The sequence below is a fragment of the Leptospira andrefontaineae genome (assembly GCF_004770105.1).
Lineage (GTDB): Bacteria > Spirochaetota > Leptospiria > Leptospirales > Leptospiraceae > Leptospira_B > Leptospira_B andrefontaineae.
Genome location: NZ_RQEY01000005.1, coordinates 516,375 through 537,251, shown reverse-complemented (window position 1 = coordinate 537,251; position 20,877 = coordinate 516,375). Strand labels below are relative to the sequence as shown.

At 39.6% G+C, this 20,877-nt stretch carries 20 protein-coding genes and 2 pseudogenes; 12 read left to right on the top strand and 10 right to left on the bottom strand.

Features of this window, described 5'->3' with window-relative positions:
* Positions 1-8 precede the first annotated feature (8 nt).
* Together EHO65_RS04205 and EHO65_RS04200 are read right to left on the bottom strand one after the other, a co-directional pair.
* Positions 9-1,139, bottom strand: a complete 1,131-nt coding sequence (locus EHO65_RS04205; RefSeq protein ID WP_135772900.1) for an A/G-specific adenine glycosylase — start codon at positions 1,137-1,139, stop codon at positions 9-11.
* A gap of 221 nt (positions 1,140-1,360) precedes the next feature.
* Complete coding sequence (locus EHO65_RS04200) at positions 1,361-2,113, bottom strand: SDR family NAD(P)-dependent oxidoreductase (RefSeq protein ID WP_135772899.1); 753 nt, start codon at positions 2,111-2,113, stop codon at positions 1,361-1,363.
* A gap of 157 nt (positions 2,114-2,270) precedes the next feature.
* On the opposite strand from EHO65_RS04200, the gene EHO65_RS04195 reads away from it, so the two are divergent.
* Both EHO65_RS04195 and EHO65_RS04190 read left to right on the top strand, forming a co-directional pair.
* Positions 2,271-3,161, top strand: coding sequence for an AraC family transcriptional regulator (locus tag EHO65_RS04195; protein WP_135772898.1), 891 nt, complete (start codon positions 2,271-2,273; stop codon positions 3,159-3,161).
* A gap of 50 nt (positions 3,162-3,211) precedes the next feature.
* Positions 3,212-3,907: a Pr6Pr family membrane protein gene (locus EHO65_RS04190; RefSeq protein WP_135772897.1), complete on the top strand. Its 696-nt coding sequence runs from the start codon at positions 3,212-3,214 to the stop codon at positions 3,905-3,907.
* On the opposite strand, the gene queG is transcribed toward EHO65_RS04190, so the two are convergent.
* Positions 3,872-4,810: a tRNA epoxyqueuosine(34) reductase QueG gene (gene queG, locus EHO65_RS04185; protein ID WP_135772896.1), complete on the bottom strand. Its 939-nt coding sequence runs from the start codon at positions 4,808-4,810 to the stop codon at positions 3,872-3,874. The genes EHO65_RS04190 and queG overlap by 36 nt on opposite strands.
* Before the next feature lie 16 nt (positions 4,811-4,826).
* Here queG and EHO65_RS04180 point away from each other — a divergent pair, with 16 nt between their 5' ends.
* Positions 4,827-5,189, top strand: a complete 363-nt coding sequence (locus tag EHO65_RS04180; protein WP_135772895.1) for an LIC_11502 family protein — start codon at positions 4,827-4,829, stop codon at positions 5,187-5,189.
* Between the two features lie 2 nt (positions 5,190-5,191).
* On the opposite strand, the gene EHO65_RS04175 is transcribed toward EHO65_RS04180, so the two are convergent.
* The 5 genes and pseudogenes from EHO65_RS04175 to EHO65_RS20145 all read right to left on the bottom strand — a co-directional run.
* Positions 5,192-6,115, bottom strand: a complete 924-nt coding sequence (locus EHO65_RS04175) for a DUF350 domain-containing protein (RefSeq protein ID WP_135772894.1) — start codon at positions 6,113-6,115, stop codon at positions 5,192-5,194.
* Positions 6,116-6,128: 13 nt separating this feature from the next.
* Complete coding sequence (gene map / locus EHO65_RS04170) at positions 6,129-6,884, bottom strand: type I methionyl aminopeptidase (RefSeq protein ID WP_135772893.1); 756 nt, start codon at positions 6,882-6,884, stop codon at positions 6,129-6,131.
* A gap of 7 nt (positions 6,885-6,891) precedes the next feature.
* The gene (locus EHO65_RS04165; RefSeq protein WP_010515511.1) at positions 6,892-7,125 is read right to left on the bottom strand and encodes a hypothetical protein; all 234 of its coding nucleotides are present in this window, start codon (positions 7,123-7,125) and stop codon (positions 6,892-6,894) included.
* A 237-nt stretch (positions 7,126-7,362) separates the two neighbouring features.
* Positions 7,363-8,388, bottom strand: a pseudogene (locus EHO65_RS20150) (SpiroCoCo family coiled-coil protein); the annotation flags it as partial.
* Positions 8,389-9,612: 1,224 nt separating this feature from the next.
* A pseudogene (locus EHO65_RS20145) lies at positions 9,613-10,944 on the bottom strand (SpiroCoCo family coiled-coil protein); the annotation flags it as partial.
* Between the two features lie 59 nt (positions 10,945-11,003).
* Between EHO65_RS20145 and EHO65_RS04155 the strand changes: the two are divergent.
* The 7 genes from EHO65_RS04155 to lmtA all read left to right on the top strand — a co-directional run bounded on the left by EHO65_RS04155 (position 11,004) and on the right by lmtA (position 17,380).
* Entirely contained in the window at positions 11,004-11,789 is a 786-nt protein-coding gene (locus EHO65_RS04155) for a class I SAM-dependent DNA methyltransferase (protein WP_135772993.1), read from the top strand.
* A 98-nt stretch (positions 11,790-11,887) separates the two neighbouring features.
* On the top strand, positions 11,888-12,190 hold the full coding sequence (locus EHO65_RS04150; protein ID WP_100707228.1) for an STAS domain-containing protein: 303 nt from the start codon (positions 11,888-11,890) through the stop codon (positions 12,188-12,190).
* Between the two features lie 51 nt (positions 12,191-12,241).
* Positions 12,242-13,150, top strand: a complete 909-nt coding sequence (locus tag EHO65_RS04145) for an ABC transporter ATP-binding protein (protein WP_135772891.1) — start codon at positions 12,242-12,244, stop codon at positions 13,148-13,150.
* 3 nt (positions 13,151-13,153) lie between these two features.
* A complete protein-coding gene (locus EHO65_RS04140) occupies positions 13,154-13,900 on the top strand; it encodes an ABC transporter permease subunit (protein ID WP_135772890.1) in 747 nt (248 codons plus the stop codon).
* Complete coding sequence (locus EHO65_RS04135) at positions 13,897-15,540, top strand: GldG family protein (RefSeq protein ID WP_135772889.1); 1,644 nt, start codon at positions 13,897-13,899, stop codon at positions 15,538-15,540. The genes EHO65_RS04140 and EHO65_RS04135 overlap by 4 nt, the downstream gene beginning before the upstream one ends.
* A complete protein-coding gene (locus EHO65_RS04130) occupies positions 15,540-16,541 on the top strand; it encodes a DUF4340 domain-containing protein (RefSeq protein ID WP_135772888.1) in 1,002 nt (333 codons plus the stop codon). Before EHO65_RS04135 ends, EHO65_RS04130 begins: the two co-directional genes overlap by 1 nt.
* Positions 16,542-16,621: 80 nt before the next feature.
* A complete protein-coding gene (lmtA, locus tag EHO65_RS04125; protein ID WP_135772887.1) occupies positions 16,622-17,380 on the top strand; it encodes a lipid A Kdo2 1-phosphate O-methyltransferase in 759 nt (252 codons plus the stop codon).
* Positions 17,381-17,399: 19 nt separating this feature from the next.
* Here the strand turns inward: lmtA and EHO65_RS04120 are convergent, their stop codons facing one another.
* Positions 17,400-18,119: an LIC_11490 family protein gene (locus tag EHO65_RS04120; protein ID WP_135772886.1), complete on the bottom strand. Its 720-nt coding sequence runs from the start codon at positions 18,117-18,119 to the stop codon at positions 17,400-17,402.
* 104 nt (positions 18,120-18,223) lie between these two features.
* On the opposite strand from EHO65_RS04120, the gene EHO65_RS04115 reads away from it, so the two are divergent.
* On the top strand, positions 18,224-19,441 hold the full coding sequence (locus EHO65_RS04115; protein WP_135772885.1) for a hypothetical protein: 1,218 nt from the start codon (positions 18,224-18,226) through the stop codon (positions 19,439-19,441).
* A complete protein-coding gene (locus EHO65_RS04110) occupies positions 19,441-19,905 on the top strand; it encodes a chemotaxis protein CheX (RefSeq protein WP_100769381.1) in 465 nt (154 codons plus the stop codon). The genes EHO65_RS04115 and EHO65_RS04110 overlap by 1 nt, the downstream gene beginning before the upstream one ends.
* Here EHO65_RS04110 and EHO65_RS04105 read toward each other — a convergent pair.
* The gene (locus EHO65_RS04105) at positions 19,902-20,876 is read right to left on the bottom strand and encodes a tetratricopeptide repeat protein (protein WP_135772884.1); all 975 of its coding nucleotides are present in this window, start codon (positions 20,874-20,876) and stop codon (positions 19,902-19,904) included. The two genes, EHO65_RS04110 and EHO65_RS04105, sit on opposite strands and share 4 nt — an antisense overlap.
* Position 20,877 lies beyond the last annotated feature (1 nt).

Sequence of the window (20,877 nt, the reverse complement as noted above, 5' to 3'; positions counted from 1 at the left end):
ATATAAGTTTAATTTTCTAAACCCGGCAAAACTGCTCCGTCTTTAGCCAGGGTTTGTTTGATCTTTTTTGCAATGGAAGAAGGAAACTCTGTCTCCAAATTTTTCCAATTACAATATTTGATCTCTATAGAAGGTCGAATTTTGCGAAAATTCTCGAGGACCTTCTTTTCTAATTTTTGATCCAGTTCCGTTTCGGAAACAAAACCTTGGATCTTATGGTGAGTGATTGTATGTTTAAATTTGATCCCGAGATCGGAAGGTTTTAAACTCCAATCCAAAACAGGGTCTGCCTCGTAAGGATTTTTTCCTTCGAAAGAAAATGGTAAAGAATAGATCGTTTTAAAAAATCTTCTCTCAGGATAACGAATAAGAAGTATCCCTTGTTTTGTTTTTAGAATGTAAAAACGGATATTTAAAGGAATTTCTTTCTTTTTCTTCTCTATCTCAGGAATACTTTCTTGGACACCATGTTGATAAGCTAAACAGTCATTTTGAAGAGGGCATTCCTTACATAAAGGTTTTGGAATACAGATACGAGCTCCTAATTCCATCACGGCTTCATTATGATCACCGGGAAATTCCAAATTCAAAAATGAATCCGCAATCTTTTGTAAGATAGGATCTACTTTTGGTCCCGACTCTTTGAATAAAACCAAACGAGAAAGAACTCTTTTTGCATTCCCGTCTAAAACTGCAAAAGGCAAATTATAAGAAATAGAAAGAATTGCACGAGCAGTATAAGGCCCTATCCCAGGAAGAGAAAGGGCTTCTGCAAGGGTTTTAGGAAATTTTCCACCGAACTCCCTCACCAGTTTTTGAACACCAGCCAGAAGATTTTTCGCTCTGGAATAATAACCGAGCCCTTGCCAATAACGAAATACTTCTTCTTCTTCCGCGATCGCTAGATCTTCCGGTTTCGGAAACCTATGTATAAACTTTTCATAAAGTGGAAGCATTGCTGCCACTCTTGTTTGCTGTAGCATGATCTCGCTTACCCAGGTTGAATAAGGAGTTCTGTTTTTTCTAAATGCCAGGTCTCTTTTTTCTTGGACGAACCAATTTCTGAGCTTTAAATTCGTTTTAGGGTCGAATTCGTAGGTTGGAAAAGTTATCTCTTTTTTTTTCAGACCCGCGCTCATGTATCTGACTATCCAAGCCTTTTACACCAGGGAGAAAAGGAGTTTTCGAAGCAGATTTGTTGGAATTCCTACAAAATTGGGTAAGATGTCTCCCCACCCTTCCTGGGTGGGGGCTGGTCGGTGGTACACAATTTAAACCCCGTATCACAAAATACCCAAACCAACAACCATATTTCTTTTGCAAAATCCTGTAGGAGCTCCTACACGCCTTGCAAAATCTCTTATAACAAAAATCCTCCAGACACTTCCAAGTCCTGCGCCGTTACCCAAGAAAACTCGTCAGACAACAGGCTCACAATTACTTTTGCGATATCATCCGGACTTCCGATTCTTCCAAGAGCAGTTTGGTCCGCGAGCGGTTGGATGTATTCCGGATATTTATCGAATGCGCCTCCACCAAGGTTCGTGTGAGTTGGACCAGGAGAAACTGCATTCACTCGTATTTTTCTAGGAGAAAGTTCTTTTGCCAGATATTTTGTCCAAGAAGTCAAGGCTGCCTTAGAAGCTCCATAAGCAGAGTATCCTACAAAAGAGCCATGACTAGAAGAGCTGGATGTATTTATGATCCTTCCATTATCTTCTATAAATTTAACAAGAGTTTGTGTTATGAAGAATGGTCCTTTAAAATTCGTATTCAATATCTGATCGAAATATTCTTCTGTGATATCTGTGAAAGGCATTCCTCCTCCTATACCTCCATTATTCACCAGATAATCGAAAGTTTTTCTTTTCCAAATCTCTTCCAGATTCTTTTTCACTAGTTCTGTAAAACTTTCAAAAGAAGATTTTTGGCTTAGATCCAATTTAAGGGAGATAGCCTTTGAACCATTCTTCTCCACTTCCCTTACTACATCTTCCGCGCCCTTCTTATCCGAATGATAAGTAAGGATTACCCCTACTCCTCTTTTTCCCAATTCGATCGCGGTATTCTTTCCGATCCCGTTACTTGCTCCTGTGACGATTGCAATTTTCATAACGTCCTCCAATGATTTGATAGTAGAGGATTTTATAAATATCGTAAAGATCGGATCATGCCAATTGATTGCCTAATCCTACCTCAACATTAATAAATTAAAATGTTTTTTTGGATTTTGCTTTTTAAAATAAAGTTCTATTTTATTATGCTATAGAATGAAGGAAATCTTAAAAGAGATTGCTGAGCTTACAATCCAAGCAACCACAAAACCGACTAAGACGGAACTTCCAAAAGTATTACTCATAAAGGGAGAAGTATCCGAACACCAACTTGCAGCGGTTTATGAACCGATGATAGGGTTAGTTGCTCAAGGCGGAAAGGTAGTCTCTATAGGAGAGCAAACTATTCACTTAAAGGCGCCTTCTTACTTTGTGATTTCCGCAGATATTCCTGCAACAGGAAAAGTTCAACAAGGTAAAACTGGACCGTATATTTCATTAGGGCTTGAACTAGACCGAGACTCTATTCTGGATTTATTAAATGACCTTCCAAAGGATCCTTCCGAAGAAAATATGAATAACGACTTCCTCGCATGCGAAGCTCCTATTGAATTTTTAGAAGCCTGGGTTAGGATGCTCCGTCTTCTAAAAACTCCGGAACATATACCCGCACTTGCACCGATCTATGAAAGAGAAATATTATATAGAACGCTAATAGGTCCTCAAGGATGGCGTTTGAGAAAATTCTGCCAATCCCAAGGGAAAGGACCGAGTATTTATCCTGCGATCCGATGGATCAGGGAAAATTACACTGCTTCTATGGAAATAAAAAGACTCGCTGATAGATCCAGATTAGGTGTAACTACATTTCATAGACAATTCAAACAGATCACAGGTTTAAGTCCTATCCAATTCCAAAAACAACTCAGACTTCTTGAAGCAAGAAAACTTTTGGTTTATAGCGCATACTCCGCTTCTCGCGCAGCTTATGAAGTGGGTTATGAAAGTGTAACGCAGTTTAATCGTGAATACTCAAGATTTTTCGGAGACTCACCTGCCAGAGATGCATCTCATGTTAGAGAAAAAATAGCATTGACGAGCGCTTAAAACTTATAAGAATCCAGCCGACCTATTTTTGTGAAGAGAAAGAAATACAAATGCAAACTTCTAAACTCAATCTTACCTTGGCTCGCTTGGTATTCGTTTCGACTGCTCTCATCTGTTTTGTTGGTGTTTTATTAGAATTATGGTATGCCTATCATCATACGTCTTCTCTTCCGCCAAACGCAGGTTTCACTCGCACATTCGGTCCTGGATTAGATAGTTTACTAAATCAATTTGTATTTTTTACCACTCAATCCAATTTAATATTAGGGGTCACTACACTTCTTCTTGCATTCAATTTAGATCGAACTTCTTCAAGTTTCCATGTCTGGCGTTTGATTGGGATCATAAATATTACGATCACAGGGATTGTTTTTAACTTTGTTCTGCAAACTGTTCCTAAGAATAATATTATTGCGGACACCGCTAGCACTTTAGAACACAATATAGCTCCAATACTTGCAGTACTTGGTTGGATTATTTTCGGACCTGCAAAAACAGTTACTCTTCGTAGGATATTATTAGCTGCAATTCTTCCAATTGGGTATGCTACATTTACACTAATCAGAGGAGCTATTCAAGAATGGTATCCTTATAATATTATGGATGTTCCTCGCCTTGGTTATTCAGGAGTTATGATAAATATTATAGGGATCTTTGTATTGTTCTTATTGATTGCAGGATTTTTGGCGCTCGTGGATAAACTTTTGTCTTCAAAATTTGGAAGAATCTCTTTCCCAAACACTTAAATTTCTCTTCATCTGTTTGTAGGAGATCCTACTCACTGCAGAGTCCTGAAAATAAGTTTTGAATTCTTTCTCATTCAGATCCGAGAGATTTTCTTTTTTGAATAGATCTCGGATCTTAAATTCACCTATCTCCGTTTTCCAGCCCTTCTTCCGTGCTTTGACCTGGTTCCAAGGACAGATTTCTTGGCAGATATCGCAACCATATACCCAACCATGCAGAGAATCAACATTCTCCGATCTATCTTCTATCGTTTTATAGGAGATACATTTTCGAGCGTCTATTCTATACGGTTCCAAAGCACCGGTAGGACAAGAATCAATGCAGGCTCTGCAAGTTCCGCATCTATCTTTTGCTTTTACGGAAACAAAACGCAAAGGAAGATCCGTAAAAATTAAGCTGATAAAGAAAAAGGATCCGTATTCTTCATGGATCAAATTCGTATTCTTTCCGATCCATCCAAGGCCCGCTTCTCTCGCCAAAATTTTTTCTGGAACGGGTAGAGAGTCCACTCCTTGTCTGAATTTTTGGTTCGGAAACTTCTTCCTTAAAAATTCTAATAGGCTTGATGCTTTTTTGCGAAGAACAGAATGATAATCTTCTCCCATCGCATACCTGGAAAATCGATAAGGAAGATCTAAATTTTCATATTCAGGATCATTATATAGAGCGCCAAGAGCGATTACTGATTCCGGTTTAAATCCAAGTCCTTCTAGCTCAAGTCGAAGGTTCATGTTTTTTGGATACCAATCCATATTTCCATGACGCCCCTCTTCGACCCAATGCAGAATATTTTCCTTGTCTGGCGTAGGAACAAAAGCAGATCCCACTCCGAATAATTGGAATCCGTTCGTCTCTGCGATATCTTTTAGTTCATCCAGAAGTTCTTTACTTTCGAGAAGCATATCTTATTCTTTCTTTATGCAGGAAGGAGAAGAAACATCCTTATATTCTATATCGGGAGGAATTCCTCTCCAGGAACTTTTAACCGCCGCAAAAGAAGCAGGCTTGGATCTTCCAAAGGAAAGAACAAGACCACTAGGCAGGATTTTACTCGCAGGACTATTAGGAGCGCTGCGAGGATTTGATGAGAGAGGACTTTCTCCCTTCTTACCTACTCATAAATATATTTTTGCAGAGATCGTTTCTGATCTTACAGAAGCTTATCCTATCCTATCGCAAGAATCGGATGAAAAAATGATTTTACAAGCAGCTTGTGACTTCGGGATCAAAAAAGTATATCACCTTGAATGGAAATTGTACTCTTCTAAAGACTTATTCTAATTTCAAACTGCAAAAAATATAATAGCGGAGAAGGACACAAGCACCACTGCTTCCAATAACCCTGCTCCGAAATTCTGATCTCTTTCTATTTCTTCCTTTAATGTGGAACCAGGTAATACTACCCAATCCGCAAAAAAATGTAAGATAGGAATGATGATAAATGCAAGTCCCAGATCTAGAAGTAATAAGATCCCTGTTTGGTATAAGGATTCAAATTCCCTAAACAATGCTCTAGTGAGTAAGATCCCGATAGCAAGTAATGCTCCAGCAAATGCTGTTCCTGCGGCCAGGTTTTGTTTTTCTTCCAGTTCATTCTTAAGTTTATATGGGACCCAAAGTTTATAATATACGGAGAATAAGATCATTCCGATCTGCCCTACGGAAAAAAAGATCACAGAAATAATCGATCCGATGATCGTTTTTTCCACAAGAGGAGAAACTGCAATTCCTAATCCTTGAGGAAATACCTTCTCTCCTATATCTCCATTCAATGCTGCGGCGATAAAAAAGGAACTCGCGATAGTTCCTCCGAATAAAACGGAGGCAACCGCTAGGTTTCTTTTGTCATAGATCTCTTCGATTGCATCTATCCCACCAAGTATTAATCCATCGTTGATCTTTTGTGAGAGAAGAAGAAGTACCACTCCTAAGATAGAAAAGGAAGACACTTGGAAAAGATCCCCTAATAAGTCCCCTTTCTCTCCAGGATGAGAAACTATAGTGATAAATAATATAATGACCCCGATATAATAACCGGATAAACTTAAGGCGAGAGCACTATTATCGGATTTTACTAATTCCTCGTCGAGTTTACGAGGTTCCGTCCAGTCCTTGAGTTTTTTACCTATGTAGAAGACTAAAAAGCCTAAAACGAAAAAGGCAAGATCCTTACCTAGTAAAGAAATATATTTCCAAACGAAATCCATGCACGACAGATTACTATGCTTGGGTTAAAATTTCATAGCCTTTTTCAGTGACTAGAATGGTATGTTCGAACTGAGCGGACCATTTTCCGTCCCTTGTAGTCACAGTCCATCCATCCTTTTTAGAAAAGATCACTTCCCAGGTCCCTAAATTCACCATTGGTTCTATAGTGAACGTCATTCCAGGTTCGAGTTTGGCTAGTTTACGGCCGGATCGGTAATGAGGGATTTGTGGTTCTTCATGGAAACCTCTTCCTATTCCGTGGCCCATTAGATCTTTAACGATCCCATATCCTTTAGGAGTCAGGTAATCATCAATCGCATTTGCGATATCGCTTACACGATTTCCAGGTTTCACCTGTTCGATCCCAACCCACATGGCACGTTCTGCATCTTTAACAAGACGCTCTACTTCCGGAGAAGTTTTACCGCCTACGATAAAAGTACGAGAACTATCTCCATGATATCCATCTACGATAGGAGTCACGTCTACGTTGACTATATCTCCTTCCTTCAGAACATCAATTGCCTTTGGAATGCCATGGCAAACGACTTCGTTGATAGAAGTACATACCGATTTCGGAAAACCCTTGTAGCCTAATGGAGCCGACTTGCCTCCATTTTTCTTAGTGAACTCTTCGCAGAGATCATTGATCGCAAGGGTACTTATACCTGGTTGAATAAACCCGGATATATAGTCCAGAAGCGCGGCGGCTAATTTGCCCGCCGCCCTCATTTTCTCGATTTCAGTCTTGTTCTTGATGTAGATCAAGAATGGATTAGAAGTCGGTTGGTCTAACCGTAGTGCGTTTGTTCGCCTCGGTACGTTTTAAAGCATCGTCGATCAGTCCGTATAACTTTTCATTCAAGCCATCGACCGCGTCTCCGGAAGTCATAAAGCCTTTAGATTTGATATAAGCTTTTACCTTGCTTGCGACGATGAGGGTATCCTTTTCAGCGCTTTGAGCCATGGAATTCTTCCTCTTAACAGTAGTTTTCTTTTTTTGTACCATACGAACGAGCTTTGGGAGCTTCTCCTTATTTCATCCCGAGACTTTTCCGGAACGTGTCAAATTTACTTTGATACGTTTCCAGACGCCTCGAAAAAAGGAATCATTTTCGGAACGCTACCCTACAATTTCAGTTTTTTATTAAAAACGAAAGGATCTCCCTATGAAATTTTTTGCATGTCGTATAATACAAGTGGGAACGAGACATATTGGGGTAAAACATTCGGGTCAAGAAAAAAATCATCCCTTTTTCACCGTCTCATTTTGAATGATAGTTTGGACCAAAGAAGTTTCGAGGCCTAATTTTTCAGCGATCGTCTCTGGTTGCCAATGGAAATTATGAAATAAATTCAACACTGTTGCTTTCTTTCTAGCTACTAAGGGGTCTTGGCCTTGAGTCTTGCCGGATTTTCCCCCTCCGGTCTTAGACATATTGGTTTGCACCACATCCATGAATGTAGAAAGTTTTTCGAAGGTATCTTCCGCTTCGGAAAGTAAACCTTCTAGGTCATCCTTAACCGATAGAGCCCCTTCTTTCATATCATCTAATCTTTGTTGAAGAGTGCTGATCTGTTTATGACGCTCTCCTAACTCTGACATTAGGTCTTCTATCTTATCGAACTTAGCTTCTACAGAAAGTATCTCTTCTTTTCTGCCTGCAAGAGTCTCGAGTCTATCATCTGTTTTCTTAAGAGTTTCTGCGACTTCTCTTTCTCTTGCTTCGATTACGGAGATCTCTTTTTCCATCTCACGTATTTTTTGAGCTAACTTGAATGAATTCTCTTTATGGCCTTGGCTATCTTGGTCAAGTTGTTTGATCTCTTCTCTAACCGATACCACTCTACCTAAACGGTCTTCCAGATCCAAGAATCGGGATTCCATTTCGAATGCCCTTTCTCCTGCCTCGACCAATTTACGATGAGTATCGTTCCATTGAGAAGATTCTTCCATAATTCTTTCGAATTCTTCTTTTAAGACTTCTGCTTTTTCTTCTATCGAGAGAATTTCTGAACTTCTCTCTTCTGCCTGAGAAATACGAGTTTCCAGATCTTCTTGTACTTTTTTGATCCGAACTAAATTCTGATCCAGATCTTCGTATGTTTTTTCCGTATGGTTTGCATCTTCCAGAGCTTCTTTCATCTCGGAAACAAACTCCTCGGAACGTTCTATAATTTCTTTTACATCTAAGAAGAGTGCAGAACGTTTTTCTGCATCCAGAATCCTTTCAGAGATATCATCCACGGAAGAACGGAGTTTTTCCGCTTCTTCTTCCAACTCGGAGAATAGAGAACGTTTTGCATCCTGGATCTCTGATAGATCTTTGCGAAGATCGACTTGAAGAATACGATATTCTTTTTGAGCCTTCTGGAATTCTTCTCTTCCAGTTTTTAGGAATTCCTCCGAAGATTCTTCAGTTTCTTTCAGTAAATATTTTACCTGATTTTGGAATTCCTTCATCTGGCCTTCGCTTTCCTTGATACCGGAATCTAAAGCTTCTTCCAGATGTCGTTTTACGTCGGCTAAATGTTTTGCGATCCTTTCTTCCAATTGGCTGAGTTGGATCTGGCCTTTATCCAAGAGCGCAGACAATTGTCTGTTGATCTTGGAATCGATCGTATCGTTCAGACGATCTATTTTTTCTTCCTGTCTTTCGAAGAAGTCTTGGCCAGATTCTTTCAGTTTGTCTAGGACGACCCTTGCCTGCTCTCCTGCCTTTTCCAATTGGGATTCGGTAGAAGTGCGGATCTTCTCCGCTTGCATTTCCAAAAGTTTTTCGTTCTTGCGCAGAAGATTTTCGAATCTTTCTCCTGCCGCAGAATATTCAACTTTTACGTTTTCTACACTTGTGATTGCGTCGGCTTTTAGGTCTTTAAAACGAGAAACAAGTTCGTCTCTGACCTCATCTCCCTCTTTTTGGAAGTTCGCCTTGTATTTAGATACAAATTCTTCGATCTTATCTTTTTGTTCCGCATAAGATTTGGAGAATTCTTCCAGATATTCTGCACCTTTAAAATGGATCTGTCCCAGTCTTTCTTCCAATCCACGGATTGCATCCATGGTATGATTTTTCTGGGATTGTACATCTTCTTCCCAGGAACGAGAGAAGTGTTCGAATCTTCTGTCTATTTTGCGGAACTCATCTTCGATAGAGAGTCCAATCTCGCTTACCTTGGATTCCGCCTCTGCCAGAATATCGCCTGCGGTTCCTTCGAGAGCTTCACGGATATCTTTTACATAAGAATCCATTTCTTTCATCCGGGTAGAAACCTGGACGTCGAAAATTTTTACATTCTCTCTAATAGAATCCCATTCAGAACGGAAACGATCCGAGTGAGAAGCATGTAATGCGCCTACTTCTTCTTCTAATGAAACTTTCAGTTCTTTTACAGAACCATCTATTTCTTTCATTCGATTAGAGATTTGAGAAGAATACTCCTTAACGTGTTCCTTAATATTTTCCCAATCGGCACGGAATTTTTCCACCTGAGAGTTTTGCAGGACTTTTAGTTCTTCTTCCAGGGACTCTCTGACTTGGTCCAGTTTCAGCTTGGATTTTCGTTCTTCTTCAGAACGAGAAGATTCCAAAGCGGAATGGAATTCTTTTAATCCGGAAAGAATTTCCTTTCTTAGATCTTCCGCTTCTATTCTTAAACTACTGGAAATACGATTGAATTCGTCTTCGAAAGAATCTATCTGACGCATCAGATCCGCTTTGCGAGAATCTGCCTGCTTAAGCAGTTTGTTTTCCGCTTCCAGATATTTTTCTTGGAATATATTGATGGAGTCGTTGATACCTTCTGCTTGGCGTCTGGTTTCGTTTAAGATCTCATCACGTCTAGTAAGAGTTTCCAGACTCATTCCTTCGATCTCTTTACGAATTGCCTCGATCTCTATTCGAACTCCGTTTAAGAATGCTTCTTTAGAATGAACTACTTGTTCTAATACTTGATCGTATTTTTGGCGAATGACTGATTCATTACGAGAGAAGGTTTCTTCTAATTTACGATCCGCAAGCTCGGCCTTCTCATCCACTCTGGTTTCTAAACGATCAATTTTTTCGGATACGGATAAGAATGCAGTCTGCATACGATCAGTTCTAGCATCTATATCTTCTTCTTTTACTTTTACGGATTCAAGAAGGGACTGAACTTCTTCACGAGCATTGTCCACTTTCCCGACTGTTTCATGGTATAATGATTTGGTCTGAGCCTCTAATCTTTGGCGGAAAGCTTCTCCCAATTCTTCTAAACCGGATTCGATACGATCCGCTTTAACTTCTAATAATCCTTCGAGCTCTACAATTTTAGAAGCGAGGGATTGTAGAATATCATCGGAACGGAAATTTAATTTTTCTTGGAATGCTTCGAGTAAAACTTCTGCCTCGGAGCGAAGCTCTTGGATACGATTTCCGATCCCATACACTTCTTTTTTACCAAGTTCCAATCTTTGTAATCCGTCTTGGATGGACTGGGACTCTTGGCGAATATCGGAAGAAAGATGAACTACTTCTTTTAGATCTAATGTAACTGCGTTTAAAAAATCCCGGTTAGAGCGAATTGTGTCCAGTAACTGCCTGGATTCTTCATTAAGGCCTCTTACCTCTTCCGCAAGTTTTCTGGTTTGTTTTAAACTGATCTCCAGTTCTATTCCCGAATCTTTTACGGATTGGATTTTTTCCAGGGCGATCTCTTGTAATTCTTCCTGGAGTTTGCCAGTATATCTTTTGATCTGGCTGAGCTTATAATTCGACTTGTCCATCCTGCGAAGGAGGATAGTAATGCCTACACTGGCTAAAAAGGGTAAAAGAAGTTCTAGGCCCATACTTAGAGTTTCACGAAGATTCGATGAAGAAAACTCTTCAAAGAATTATGTCGCATCAAATGGATAGGAATACTCGCGAGCAGGGGAATAAATCAAGAATTATTTCTCCAATCCCCAAAAAAAGGCCGTATACGGCGTTTGCGGGCATTTACGACGGGGTCATGAAAAGGGCACCTTATCGTGACTGGGCTAAGATGATTTTGGAATCTTACCAAATCGGAACCCAAAAAATCCACCCAAAAATCGCATTAGATTTGGGTTGCGGCACCTGCAAAATTTGGAAATTTCTACCTTCTTCTACAGAACTTTGGGGAATCGATAATTCTCCTGAAATGCTTCAAATCGCCGATTCTGAGCAAATCAGAGGGGTCCGTAAATTAGGGGATCTTAAGTCCTTCCCGAAACTCAATAAGTCTTTTGATCTGATTTTCTCAGTGCATGACACTCTAAATTATTTCCAAAGTGAAAAGGAACTCTCCCAGGTATTTGCCCAAGTTTCGGAAGTTTTGGAGAAGGATGGGGTCTTCTTTTTTGATGTAAGCACCTCTGAAAATTTTCGAAAAAATTTTCAGAATAAGGTCCTGAAAGAGACCCATGGGAAGACAAAACTAGTCTGGAAGAACGAATTCGATCCGGAAACTTCCGTTTTAAAGACCAGTTTGGAATTTTCTGGGCCTGGGATTTCAGAGCTGGAGGAACATTTTCACAGGGCCTATCCGCTTGAAACTTGGTCGAAGTTACTACAAAATTCAGGCCTCGAAATTCTAGGAATTGGCTCAGATTATGAGGCCTGGGAAATTTTTCCCAAGGCGAATTATTGGAATTTTATGTGCCGAAAAATTTGAGCCGCTTGTTTGGATAATAGGACTTGGAGTTCCTACCCTGTTTTATTGTTGGGATGCTCGAGTTTTAAGAGTCTATCTTATTAAACAAGCTGTTACCTATGGCCAAATTAACGATACAAAATAAACACGGAATCGTTCGTTTCGAAAATCAACTTCTGGACGGATACGAAAAAGTCTTTGATGAAATTTCGGAGCAGGCTTCCAGGGCACATATCCAAAACTTAACCTTGGACATGACCCCAACTAAAAAAATTACTTCCAGCGGTGTTGCAAAACTACTCACACTTAGAAACCTTTTGGATCATTTCGGAGTGAAATTAGAGGTGGTGAATCTTCAACCTACTCTAATGGATGTACTTCGTAAATTCAAAGTGGATACAATGCTCCGCATCAAGGCATAAATCCCGGGAAAAAAAGTTGCATAGGCGTTTAGGCCCGAAAGAATAACTTTCGTGGCCTCTCTTCACGTATCCGATCTTTCTAAATCCTATTTTGGAAAAGTCGCGATTTCTAATCTGAATTTCTCCATTCCAAAAAATAGGATCACAGGTTTACTAGGACCTAATGGTGCAGGTAAAACAACTGCTCTCAGAATTCTCACGGGATTTGTACAACCGGATAAAGGTTCCGTATCTCTCGACGGAGTCTATTTAGAAAAAGACCCACAAACTATAAAACAAAGATTAGGTTACCTCCCGGAATCTTCAGCGATCTATCCGGATATGACTGTGGGAGAATATTTGGATTTTATAGGAAATGCAAGAGGGATGGAAACTTCCTTTTTCAAAAAAAGAAAAAAAGAAGTATTAGATATTTGTGATTTAAGGTCCCAAACCTTTTCTTTAGCGGGAATTTTGTCCAAAGGTACAAGACAAAGATTGGCATTAGCTGGGGCACTACTCCATGATCCGGATTGGATCGTTTTAGATGAACCTAGCTCCGGTTTAGATCCTATCCAAATTTCTCATTTCAGAGATGTACTCCGAAATTTAGGAAAAGATAAAATAGTATTATTATCCACTCATATCCTTTCAGAAGTGGAAGAAACTTGCGATCATGCATTAGTCTTACATAAAGGAAACTTAGTTGCTGATCTTCCTGTTTCTGAATTTAAAAGATCAGATTCTGTCCTTCTAACTGCTAAAATAAGTAAGGAAATTTTGGGAAAAGTTTTAGAAGGTAAGAATATCCAAATTCTCTCTTCCGAAAAAGAAGGAGAATATACCAAATTCAGATTGGAATCTTCTCTTAAACCGGAGGAAATTTTTGAGGTCCTTCGAAAGGAATCCTTTCCAATTTTAGAATATAAGATTTCCCAAAAGTCCTTAGAATCCGTTTTCCAGGATCTGGTTTCCGGTTAAAATATGAAACTTCTCAACCTGCCTCCAGGACTCGTCGCCGTTTTTAAAAAAGAATGGGCTAGTTATTTTAATACACCGATTGGCTACGTTTTCTCTATACTTTACCTATTCTTATCCTCCTTCTTATTCTTTTATGGATTGGGAGAAGGCTCTTTCTGGGATAGAAAAGTTGCAGGTATGGAAGAATATTTCGTATGGACTCCCCTTTTATTCGTTGTATTTGTTCCTGCGATCACAATGAGGCTTTGGTCCGAAGAAAAAAAATCGGGAAGTTTAGAGATCTTATTCACTTTGCCAATCTCTAAATGGGAAATCGTAGGCGCAAAGTTTTTGGCAGCTTGGGCGTTTTTAGGATCCACCGTTTGTCTAAGCGCCTCTATCCCGTTTTTTATCTGGGCTTTTGGAGATTTAGATTTAGGGATCGTATTTGCAGGCTACCTTGGTTGTATATTTCTCGGAGGAGCCTATATCAGCCTTGGGATCTTTCTTTCTTCTTTTGGAAGAGACCAGATCAGTTCTTATATTCTCACTGTTCTTGTTTGCCTTTTCTTTTTTCTGTTGGGAACTCAGCCTGTTCTGAAATTTTTCGGAGGTGGGCCTTCCGCATTTGCGTATTTATTCGCTTTATCTTCTCATTTTGAGTCATTTCGTTTGGGAATATTGGATATTTCGGATACACTTTACTTTTTAAGTTTTATCTCCGCGAACCTGGCAGCGAACATTTTCTTTCTCAGGAGAAATTATCCATGAGAGAATTATTTCGCCCTCTATTAGAAATTTCTAAATCTCCTTGGTTCGGGTTTGCGAACGGAATACTACTCTTCGTTCTGTTAAACGGTCTATTCTCCACGATCCCGTGCAAAGCGGATCTTTCCAGATCCGGAAGATTCCAGATTACGAATAGCACAGTCAAAGTGTTAAAAGAATTAGATGATCCACTCTACATAGACGCGTTTTATTCTTCAGAGATCCCGGGAGAATATAAAGCGAGAGCAGAGCTTAGCAAAGAACTCTTAAAAGAGATCTCTAAGATCGGAAAGGAAAATGTTTCTTTACGATTTTATGATCCTTCTTCCTCGGAAGAAGATGTAAGAAAAGCAATGGAGCTTGGATTGGAACCTCAAATTCTACAACAAACTTCCAGAGATTCTGCCTCAGTCAAACAAGCATTTATGGGAATTGTTTTAACCTTGGGCCATAAAACGGAAGTTTTATCTTTTGCATTCTTCACGGAAGATTTGGAATACCAGATCTTAAATTCAGTCCGTAAAATGCAAAGGCAAGACAAGGATTCAGGCATCGTTCTTTTAAAATCTCCAGGGAACCTTTCCTTCCAAGAACAAGGTTCTCCCAAAGACAGAATAGAAATTTTCGCAAGAAGAGTTCTCAGAGGAGAATACGGCCCGATTTTAGAATTGGATCTGGAAACAGAAGACCTTCCACCTGAAACTGAAATCGTTCTTTGGATTGGCGGAGGAACTCTTTCCAAAAACACGGAAAGGAAACTAGACAAGTTTATTATAGAAGGAGGAAGTTTTATCCTTCTAGCCACGACAATGGAGTTCAAAACGAACTCAGAAAGAGGAAGTTTCGGACTTCTTTCCGGTGATCTTGGAGCAGGACTTGCTCAAAAAAATCCTGACTCTGAAGAAATGGTCCGATTTTTAGAACATTATGGAATTCGAATTAACTACGATATCGTCTTAGAGCCGGATCATTCTTTGCCAATGGGTTCTGTAATAGAAATAGAACCGGGAGTTTTAGGAAAATATCCGTATCCGCCATGGATCGTTCCGGACCAAAAATCAAAAAGTTTGGATCCGAATAGCTCATTTACTAAAAACCAAGAAAGTCTTTTGATCCCTTGGTCTTCTAGCCTGGATATTCTTCCGGAAAAACAGAAAGATGTAAAGTTTAGCGCTTTAGCAAAAAGCGGAATCGATGCAGAGTCCAGAACAGAACCTATCTCTTTAGGAGAAAAACAAATTCTTTCTACTCCCATCCAACCAAATGGAGGGCCATTTGTATTAGGGGTTTATGCAGAAGGAAAATTTACTTCTTATTTTCCCGATTCCAAAGAAAACACCAAATCCATAAAACCAGGACGAATTTTAGTATTTGGTTCTCCATATTTAGTATCTGATCTTTTGGCATTTCCGGAATTCTCAGAAATACTCAAAAATTCGAATATACCATTTTTATTAAATGCAATTGATATACTCAAAGGAGAAACGGATCTTTTAGAAGTTCGTTCCAAACAATCTGCTGTTTTAAAACTAAAACCTTTACCATTCTTCTTAGAAACTGCGATCAGCTTATTTCATTTATTCTTAGTACCAGGACTTCTGGCTCTTTATGCCTTCAGAAGATTGAAAAGAAGGAACGGATAATGGATTTTTCAAAATATTCGGACCTTCTCCGCAGAACATATAAAGAATATCCGCAAATCCTATTATTCTTTGGAAATATAATTTTAGCCATTTTACTTTTAATCGCGAAGGATCCTTGGGACTGGTTCAAAAAGACCTACCAAAACTCGGAAGCCTTCTACAAAATCAAATCGGAAGAGATCCAAACTATCACAAGCGGACGCAAAGGGCAAGAAAGTGTCTTAAATCGAAATTTAGATGGATGGACAGTCCAATTACCTTCTGGGTTAGTTTTACCAGGAGATTCTGCAAGGATCGAAGAATTGATCCAAACCTGTTTACGTTTACGTAAATTTACTCTGCTCTCGGAATCCAATTCAATTTCTAAGGAAGAATTCGGATTAGGAGGAGATGAACCTGTATTAGAACTAAAAAGTGTGTCTGGAAATTCTCAAGGAAAAATCCTAATAGGAGCTCCGGTAAGAAAAGGTTCAGGAACTTATATACTGGATGATAAGAACCAAATCTGGTTAGTTAAAGAAAATTTAAAATCAGTCACTGGCGGAGGAAAATTAGATTTCTTCTTGAGTAGATCCTTAGTTCCACCCTTCCCTGCCAGAGAAAAAGTTACAGAGATAAAAATCTCAGGACTTTCTTCTATAAATTTTACATTAAGTAAACAAGCTGAAAATTGGATCTTAGAAACTTCCGGTGGGGGGATTTTAGCGTCCCCAGAAGAAGTGGAAAACTATTTAGAAGAGATCAAAAAACTAAGTGCAGACGAAGTTCTTTTGGAGAAGTCTGAAGAACTTTCGCCAGTTCCAAAAGATAGAAATTTTAAAATTGAGATCGTTACCATTACGGATCGTTATTTAGTTTCTCCTATCGGAATGACAAAATTGGGAAGTTATGTTTTCCAGAGAGAAGGTTTAAATTACAGATTGGTTTTGGATCCCTGGAACCTGGAAAGAATTCTGCAAAAGGATCTTGCAGACTTTTCGAGCAGGTATCTTTCTCCTTAAACGGCCTAAGAATCAATGGTTGACACTCCAAGGGGATAAAAGTTTCCTTCCTTAATACCACAACCTCATAAGGAATTCGTATGGCATTAATTGAAGAATTGGATCAGCAGGGGAATTTTCTATTTCGCTGGAGATCTTATATACCAGGATTTATTCTTCTTCTTTGTCTATACTCCTTAAGCAAGTTCGAATTTTTAGAAGATTCCTACGAGATCAATTTATACTATGCAGCCGCTTGTTTTGCAGTTAGTTTACTCGGTTTAGCAGTCCGTTGTTTTGTGATCGGTTACGCTCCTGCCCGCACTTCCGGCAGAAATACAAAAGAGCAAGTAGCCGATGTTGTCAACCAAGAGGGAATTTATTCTCTTGTTCGCCATCCTCTTTATCTCGGAAATTTCCTACTGTATTTAGGACCGGTTCTGTATTTCAGAGATATACCTTTACTTCTGGTATTCTCATTATTTTTCGGATTCTATTACGAAAGAATAATGTTCGCGGAAGAAAAATTCTTAAGAGATAAGTTCGGCCAAGACTATCTAAATTGGGCGGACAAGATCCCGGCATTTATCCCTAAATTTTCAGGTTATGTAAAACCTAAACTTAGTTTCTCTTTCCGTAATATCCTTAAACGAGAATACCCAAGCTTATTTGGGATCTTAGTGATCTTCGTATTATTTGATTATGCGGCAAGTTTCAAGGTTGGATTCGGAGATTGGAAAGAACCTTGGGCAGTCATCACCGAACCTCAAATCTGGGCATTCGGAATTGGTGCTGGGTTCTATGGTATCGTTAGACTGATAGTAAAAACCACCAAGTGGTTAGTGGTAGAAGGCAGATAACACTGCCTTCTTCATATTTTCAAGCGCTCGCAGTATATTCTAAATAAGATTTGAACTTCTCCCCGTCCTTGGTCAAAAAGATCGGGGTCGGGTATTCTCTTTTTAGAGGAAGTAATGCGAAACCTTGGTCGTAAAAAACGATCTTCTCTACTTCGCTCAATTTATAACTAAATTCTGAATTTCTAGCCTGGAATGTAAATCCACCTGGGATCTCTCTAATACTTCCCTTTCCCATTCTTCTAAAACCTTTTAGAGTTTCAGGTCGTATCTTTTCTTGGAGCGCCTCGTAAGGTAATCTTCCGGAAAGATCTAGGAATAATACTCCTTCCATGGACCATTCTTCTTCTTTAGGGATTCTAGGTTGGGTACGTTCAGGCTCAGTTACCATTTCTAAAACTTCTCCCCTTTTTGTTTCATCCCAAATCTCAGTTCCAAATTCTTCCTCTTCTAAAACCTCAGGCTCGGCCTGTTTAGTTTCCATTCTTTGTCTTTCGGAAAGAGGACGGATCTTTCTCTCTTCAGCAAATACCTGATCCATTTGAGAATAGGTTTCCGAGCGTCCTTGTTTTTTAAGAGAAGCTAATGATCCTTCAGAAATTTTTTTCTCCCTCGCAGGAGGAAGGTTTCCTTTAGGAAATAATCCGGCGCTAAACTCTTTTTTAGAATTTGGCTGGAAGGAAACATAAATAAAGCAGAGGATTCCTACTAAAATGAGTGCTAAGGCAATATAGAGCATCATTATATGTATCTATCGAATTCGGCCGTTCCTGAAGCATTTTTCGGGCGGTTTTTCTCCTTTACAGATTCCAGGCGCAGGCCAGTCTTCCTTGTGAACGTAGTTTTATGACAAATCCAGACGGAATTTCACTTAAAGATATTTTATTCAAAGTCGGATCAGCAGTTTTTTTGGGAATTCTTGTCCTGATGCTGATCATCATGCTATTAAAGCCAGATGTGGAACAAGTAGGTATAGATATGCTGGCCGGAAAGGCAAGCATCACCATGGGAAGCATTGACGACCAAAGCGTCCCAATCGATTCATTCAACGCAGCAAAAAGATTTTGTATCCAGATGTACCAAGGACAAGGTTCCGAGTCACTTTGGGCAGACTGTGCCTTCCAATCTTTAAAAGGCCAATATATCTTCCGCAAAATCGGAAATTCAGTAGGTTTTACAATCACTGAGGAATCCGAAAGAACTGCTCTTTGGGAAGAAGCTAAAAGAGTTTCTAAAAATTCTCTCCAAGGTGCAGGATATTCTGAAGAAGATCTGAAAAAACCGGAAGAAATTTATCGTCAGTTCCTCCAGCAGGCACCTCTACGTTTTAGGATTGATTATAAAGTGTCCCAGGCTCTTTTCCAAAACTTCCTTCCGACTGAGATCCGACGCACGGATGGAGAGCTAAATATACTCTCCGAAGCTTCCGGTGCAAGAGTGGATCTGGATGCGGTTTTATACACGGAAGAAGATCTAGTTAAAGCCTCCGAAAGAAATCTGGAGCCTACAGACATTCAGTTGAAAGAGCTGTACGACAAAGAGTCCTTAGACCCAAATACCTTAAAAGGTAAAGATGGTAAGCCTGTACCATTCGAGGAAAGAAAAACAGTCCTCAGAAGTAAGTTCTTATTAGAAGCACGTAAAAACTCTTTAGAGTCTTTAAAAGCAAAACTAGTCGCTCTACAAAACGAGCCGGACGGTTTGCAAAAGATCGCTACACTTTTAGGTAGACAAACTGTTTCCCTGAAAGGTAAATCTTTAGCCGATCTGAAAAAGATCAGTGTTGGTAAAGATGTATTCTCCTTAAGTTCCGACAAAAAATTCTTACAGGATTTGAGCCTTCCAGGTTTGACCCAAAAGAAAAATATCGGACCATATAGAGAAGGAGAAAAATATGCAATTGTTTCCTTCTCCGGAGTCAAATTAGGAACTCCTGATCCTTCATTCCTGAGAACCAGGGATAATGGCTCCTTACTTACTGCAATACTCATGGAAATTCCACAATCCCTAGAGGAAAGTATCAAAGTCGAACGAGCATCCGTTAGATCCGTTTCGGAGGAATAATGCAAATCCGCGCCGAGTTAGTAAACCCATTCCTGGAAGCAGCTACAATTGTCTTCCGGGATATATTACAGACCGACCTGATCCGTGGAAAGATCGGGATCAAAGACACTCCGGAAACCAATCTAGAACTTGCGATTATCATCGGAGTTTTAGGGACGTTTAACGGAGAAGTGATCTACGGTTTGAACTACGACGCGGCTTATAAAATTTCCAAAAAACTGATGCCTGGAATGAGCGACGACGATATCAAGAACGAATACAAGGACATCTTAGGTGAGATCGCAAACATGACCACAGGTAACGCGATGAATATTTTCGCAACTGCAGGTCAATCGATCGAGATCACTGCTCCGAATATCGTGGATGCAAAAAATGAAACGATCAAGATCCCTAAAAAACAAGCTCTTGGTATCAGTCTATTTTCCAAATTCGGAAAATTAGAAGTAAACGTAGCCTTAACTTAAAGATCGCTTCTCGCGAAAGATTCCATTTCCGTTCTCAAGGGGGAATACACTCCTTGGGATTCGGAAACAGACTTATCCAAATATTTTCTTAAAAACCTTTTTGCCCATTCACCTTCTCCAGCCTTATAACTGGATTTAAAGAGTAAATAAGCTCCTAGTTCCTTTTCTTCTCTTTGTCTTTTGAATTCTCTGGAGTTTGTATCATCTGCGTTCGGAAAAGTTTTGCCGAAACTATTCCAAAAATCCATAAGATAACTGCGAGCGTCGGAATATCTTCCCATCCTAAAAAGCATATCACCTAATTGTAATAAAGCCCTGGATCTATATTCGCCGTCTCCCTCGGTTGCGGTTCTCAGAAGAATGGATTCTGCTTCCGAATTTTTACCCTGAGCCCTAAGAGATCTTGCGGTTTCCAAAGAAGTTTTCCATCTGGAATCATCTTCCGCCGGAGCTTCCGCATTGGATTCAGGAGCCTTTGAGTTTTCTAATTTAGATAATTCTAATTTTGCCTGAGAACTTGCAGTTCCTTCTGTTGAAGCGGCTTTACCAAATTCTTCTTTAGCTGCATCTTTTTGTCCATTTCTAAGACGTAAAAGCCCTCGCTCGTATGCGGCTCTACTCGGATCAGTGCTCTCCTTCTTCTTGCCATTCTTTTTATCTTTTTTTTCCGCAAGATTCGGAAGTTTTGTTTTTTTCTCTTTTGCAGGTTCTAAAACAGTCTGTCTTGTTTCCCCAATCTTCGGTTCTTCGCCGGTAATCGTTGCATTTTCAGAAACTGCTTCTGTTCCAGCTTGTTCCGGTTTTTGTTCTGAAACTATATAACTCGCATCGATAGGAGGAAGCGGCTCATCCGGAGAAGTTCCCCTGGAGGAAACACTTCCCTCATTTGGTTCCGGAATCGGCAGAGGAAAATCTGCTACAATCTGATTTGCAAAAAGTAGGATACTTAAAGAAAGTACAATATGTTTCATC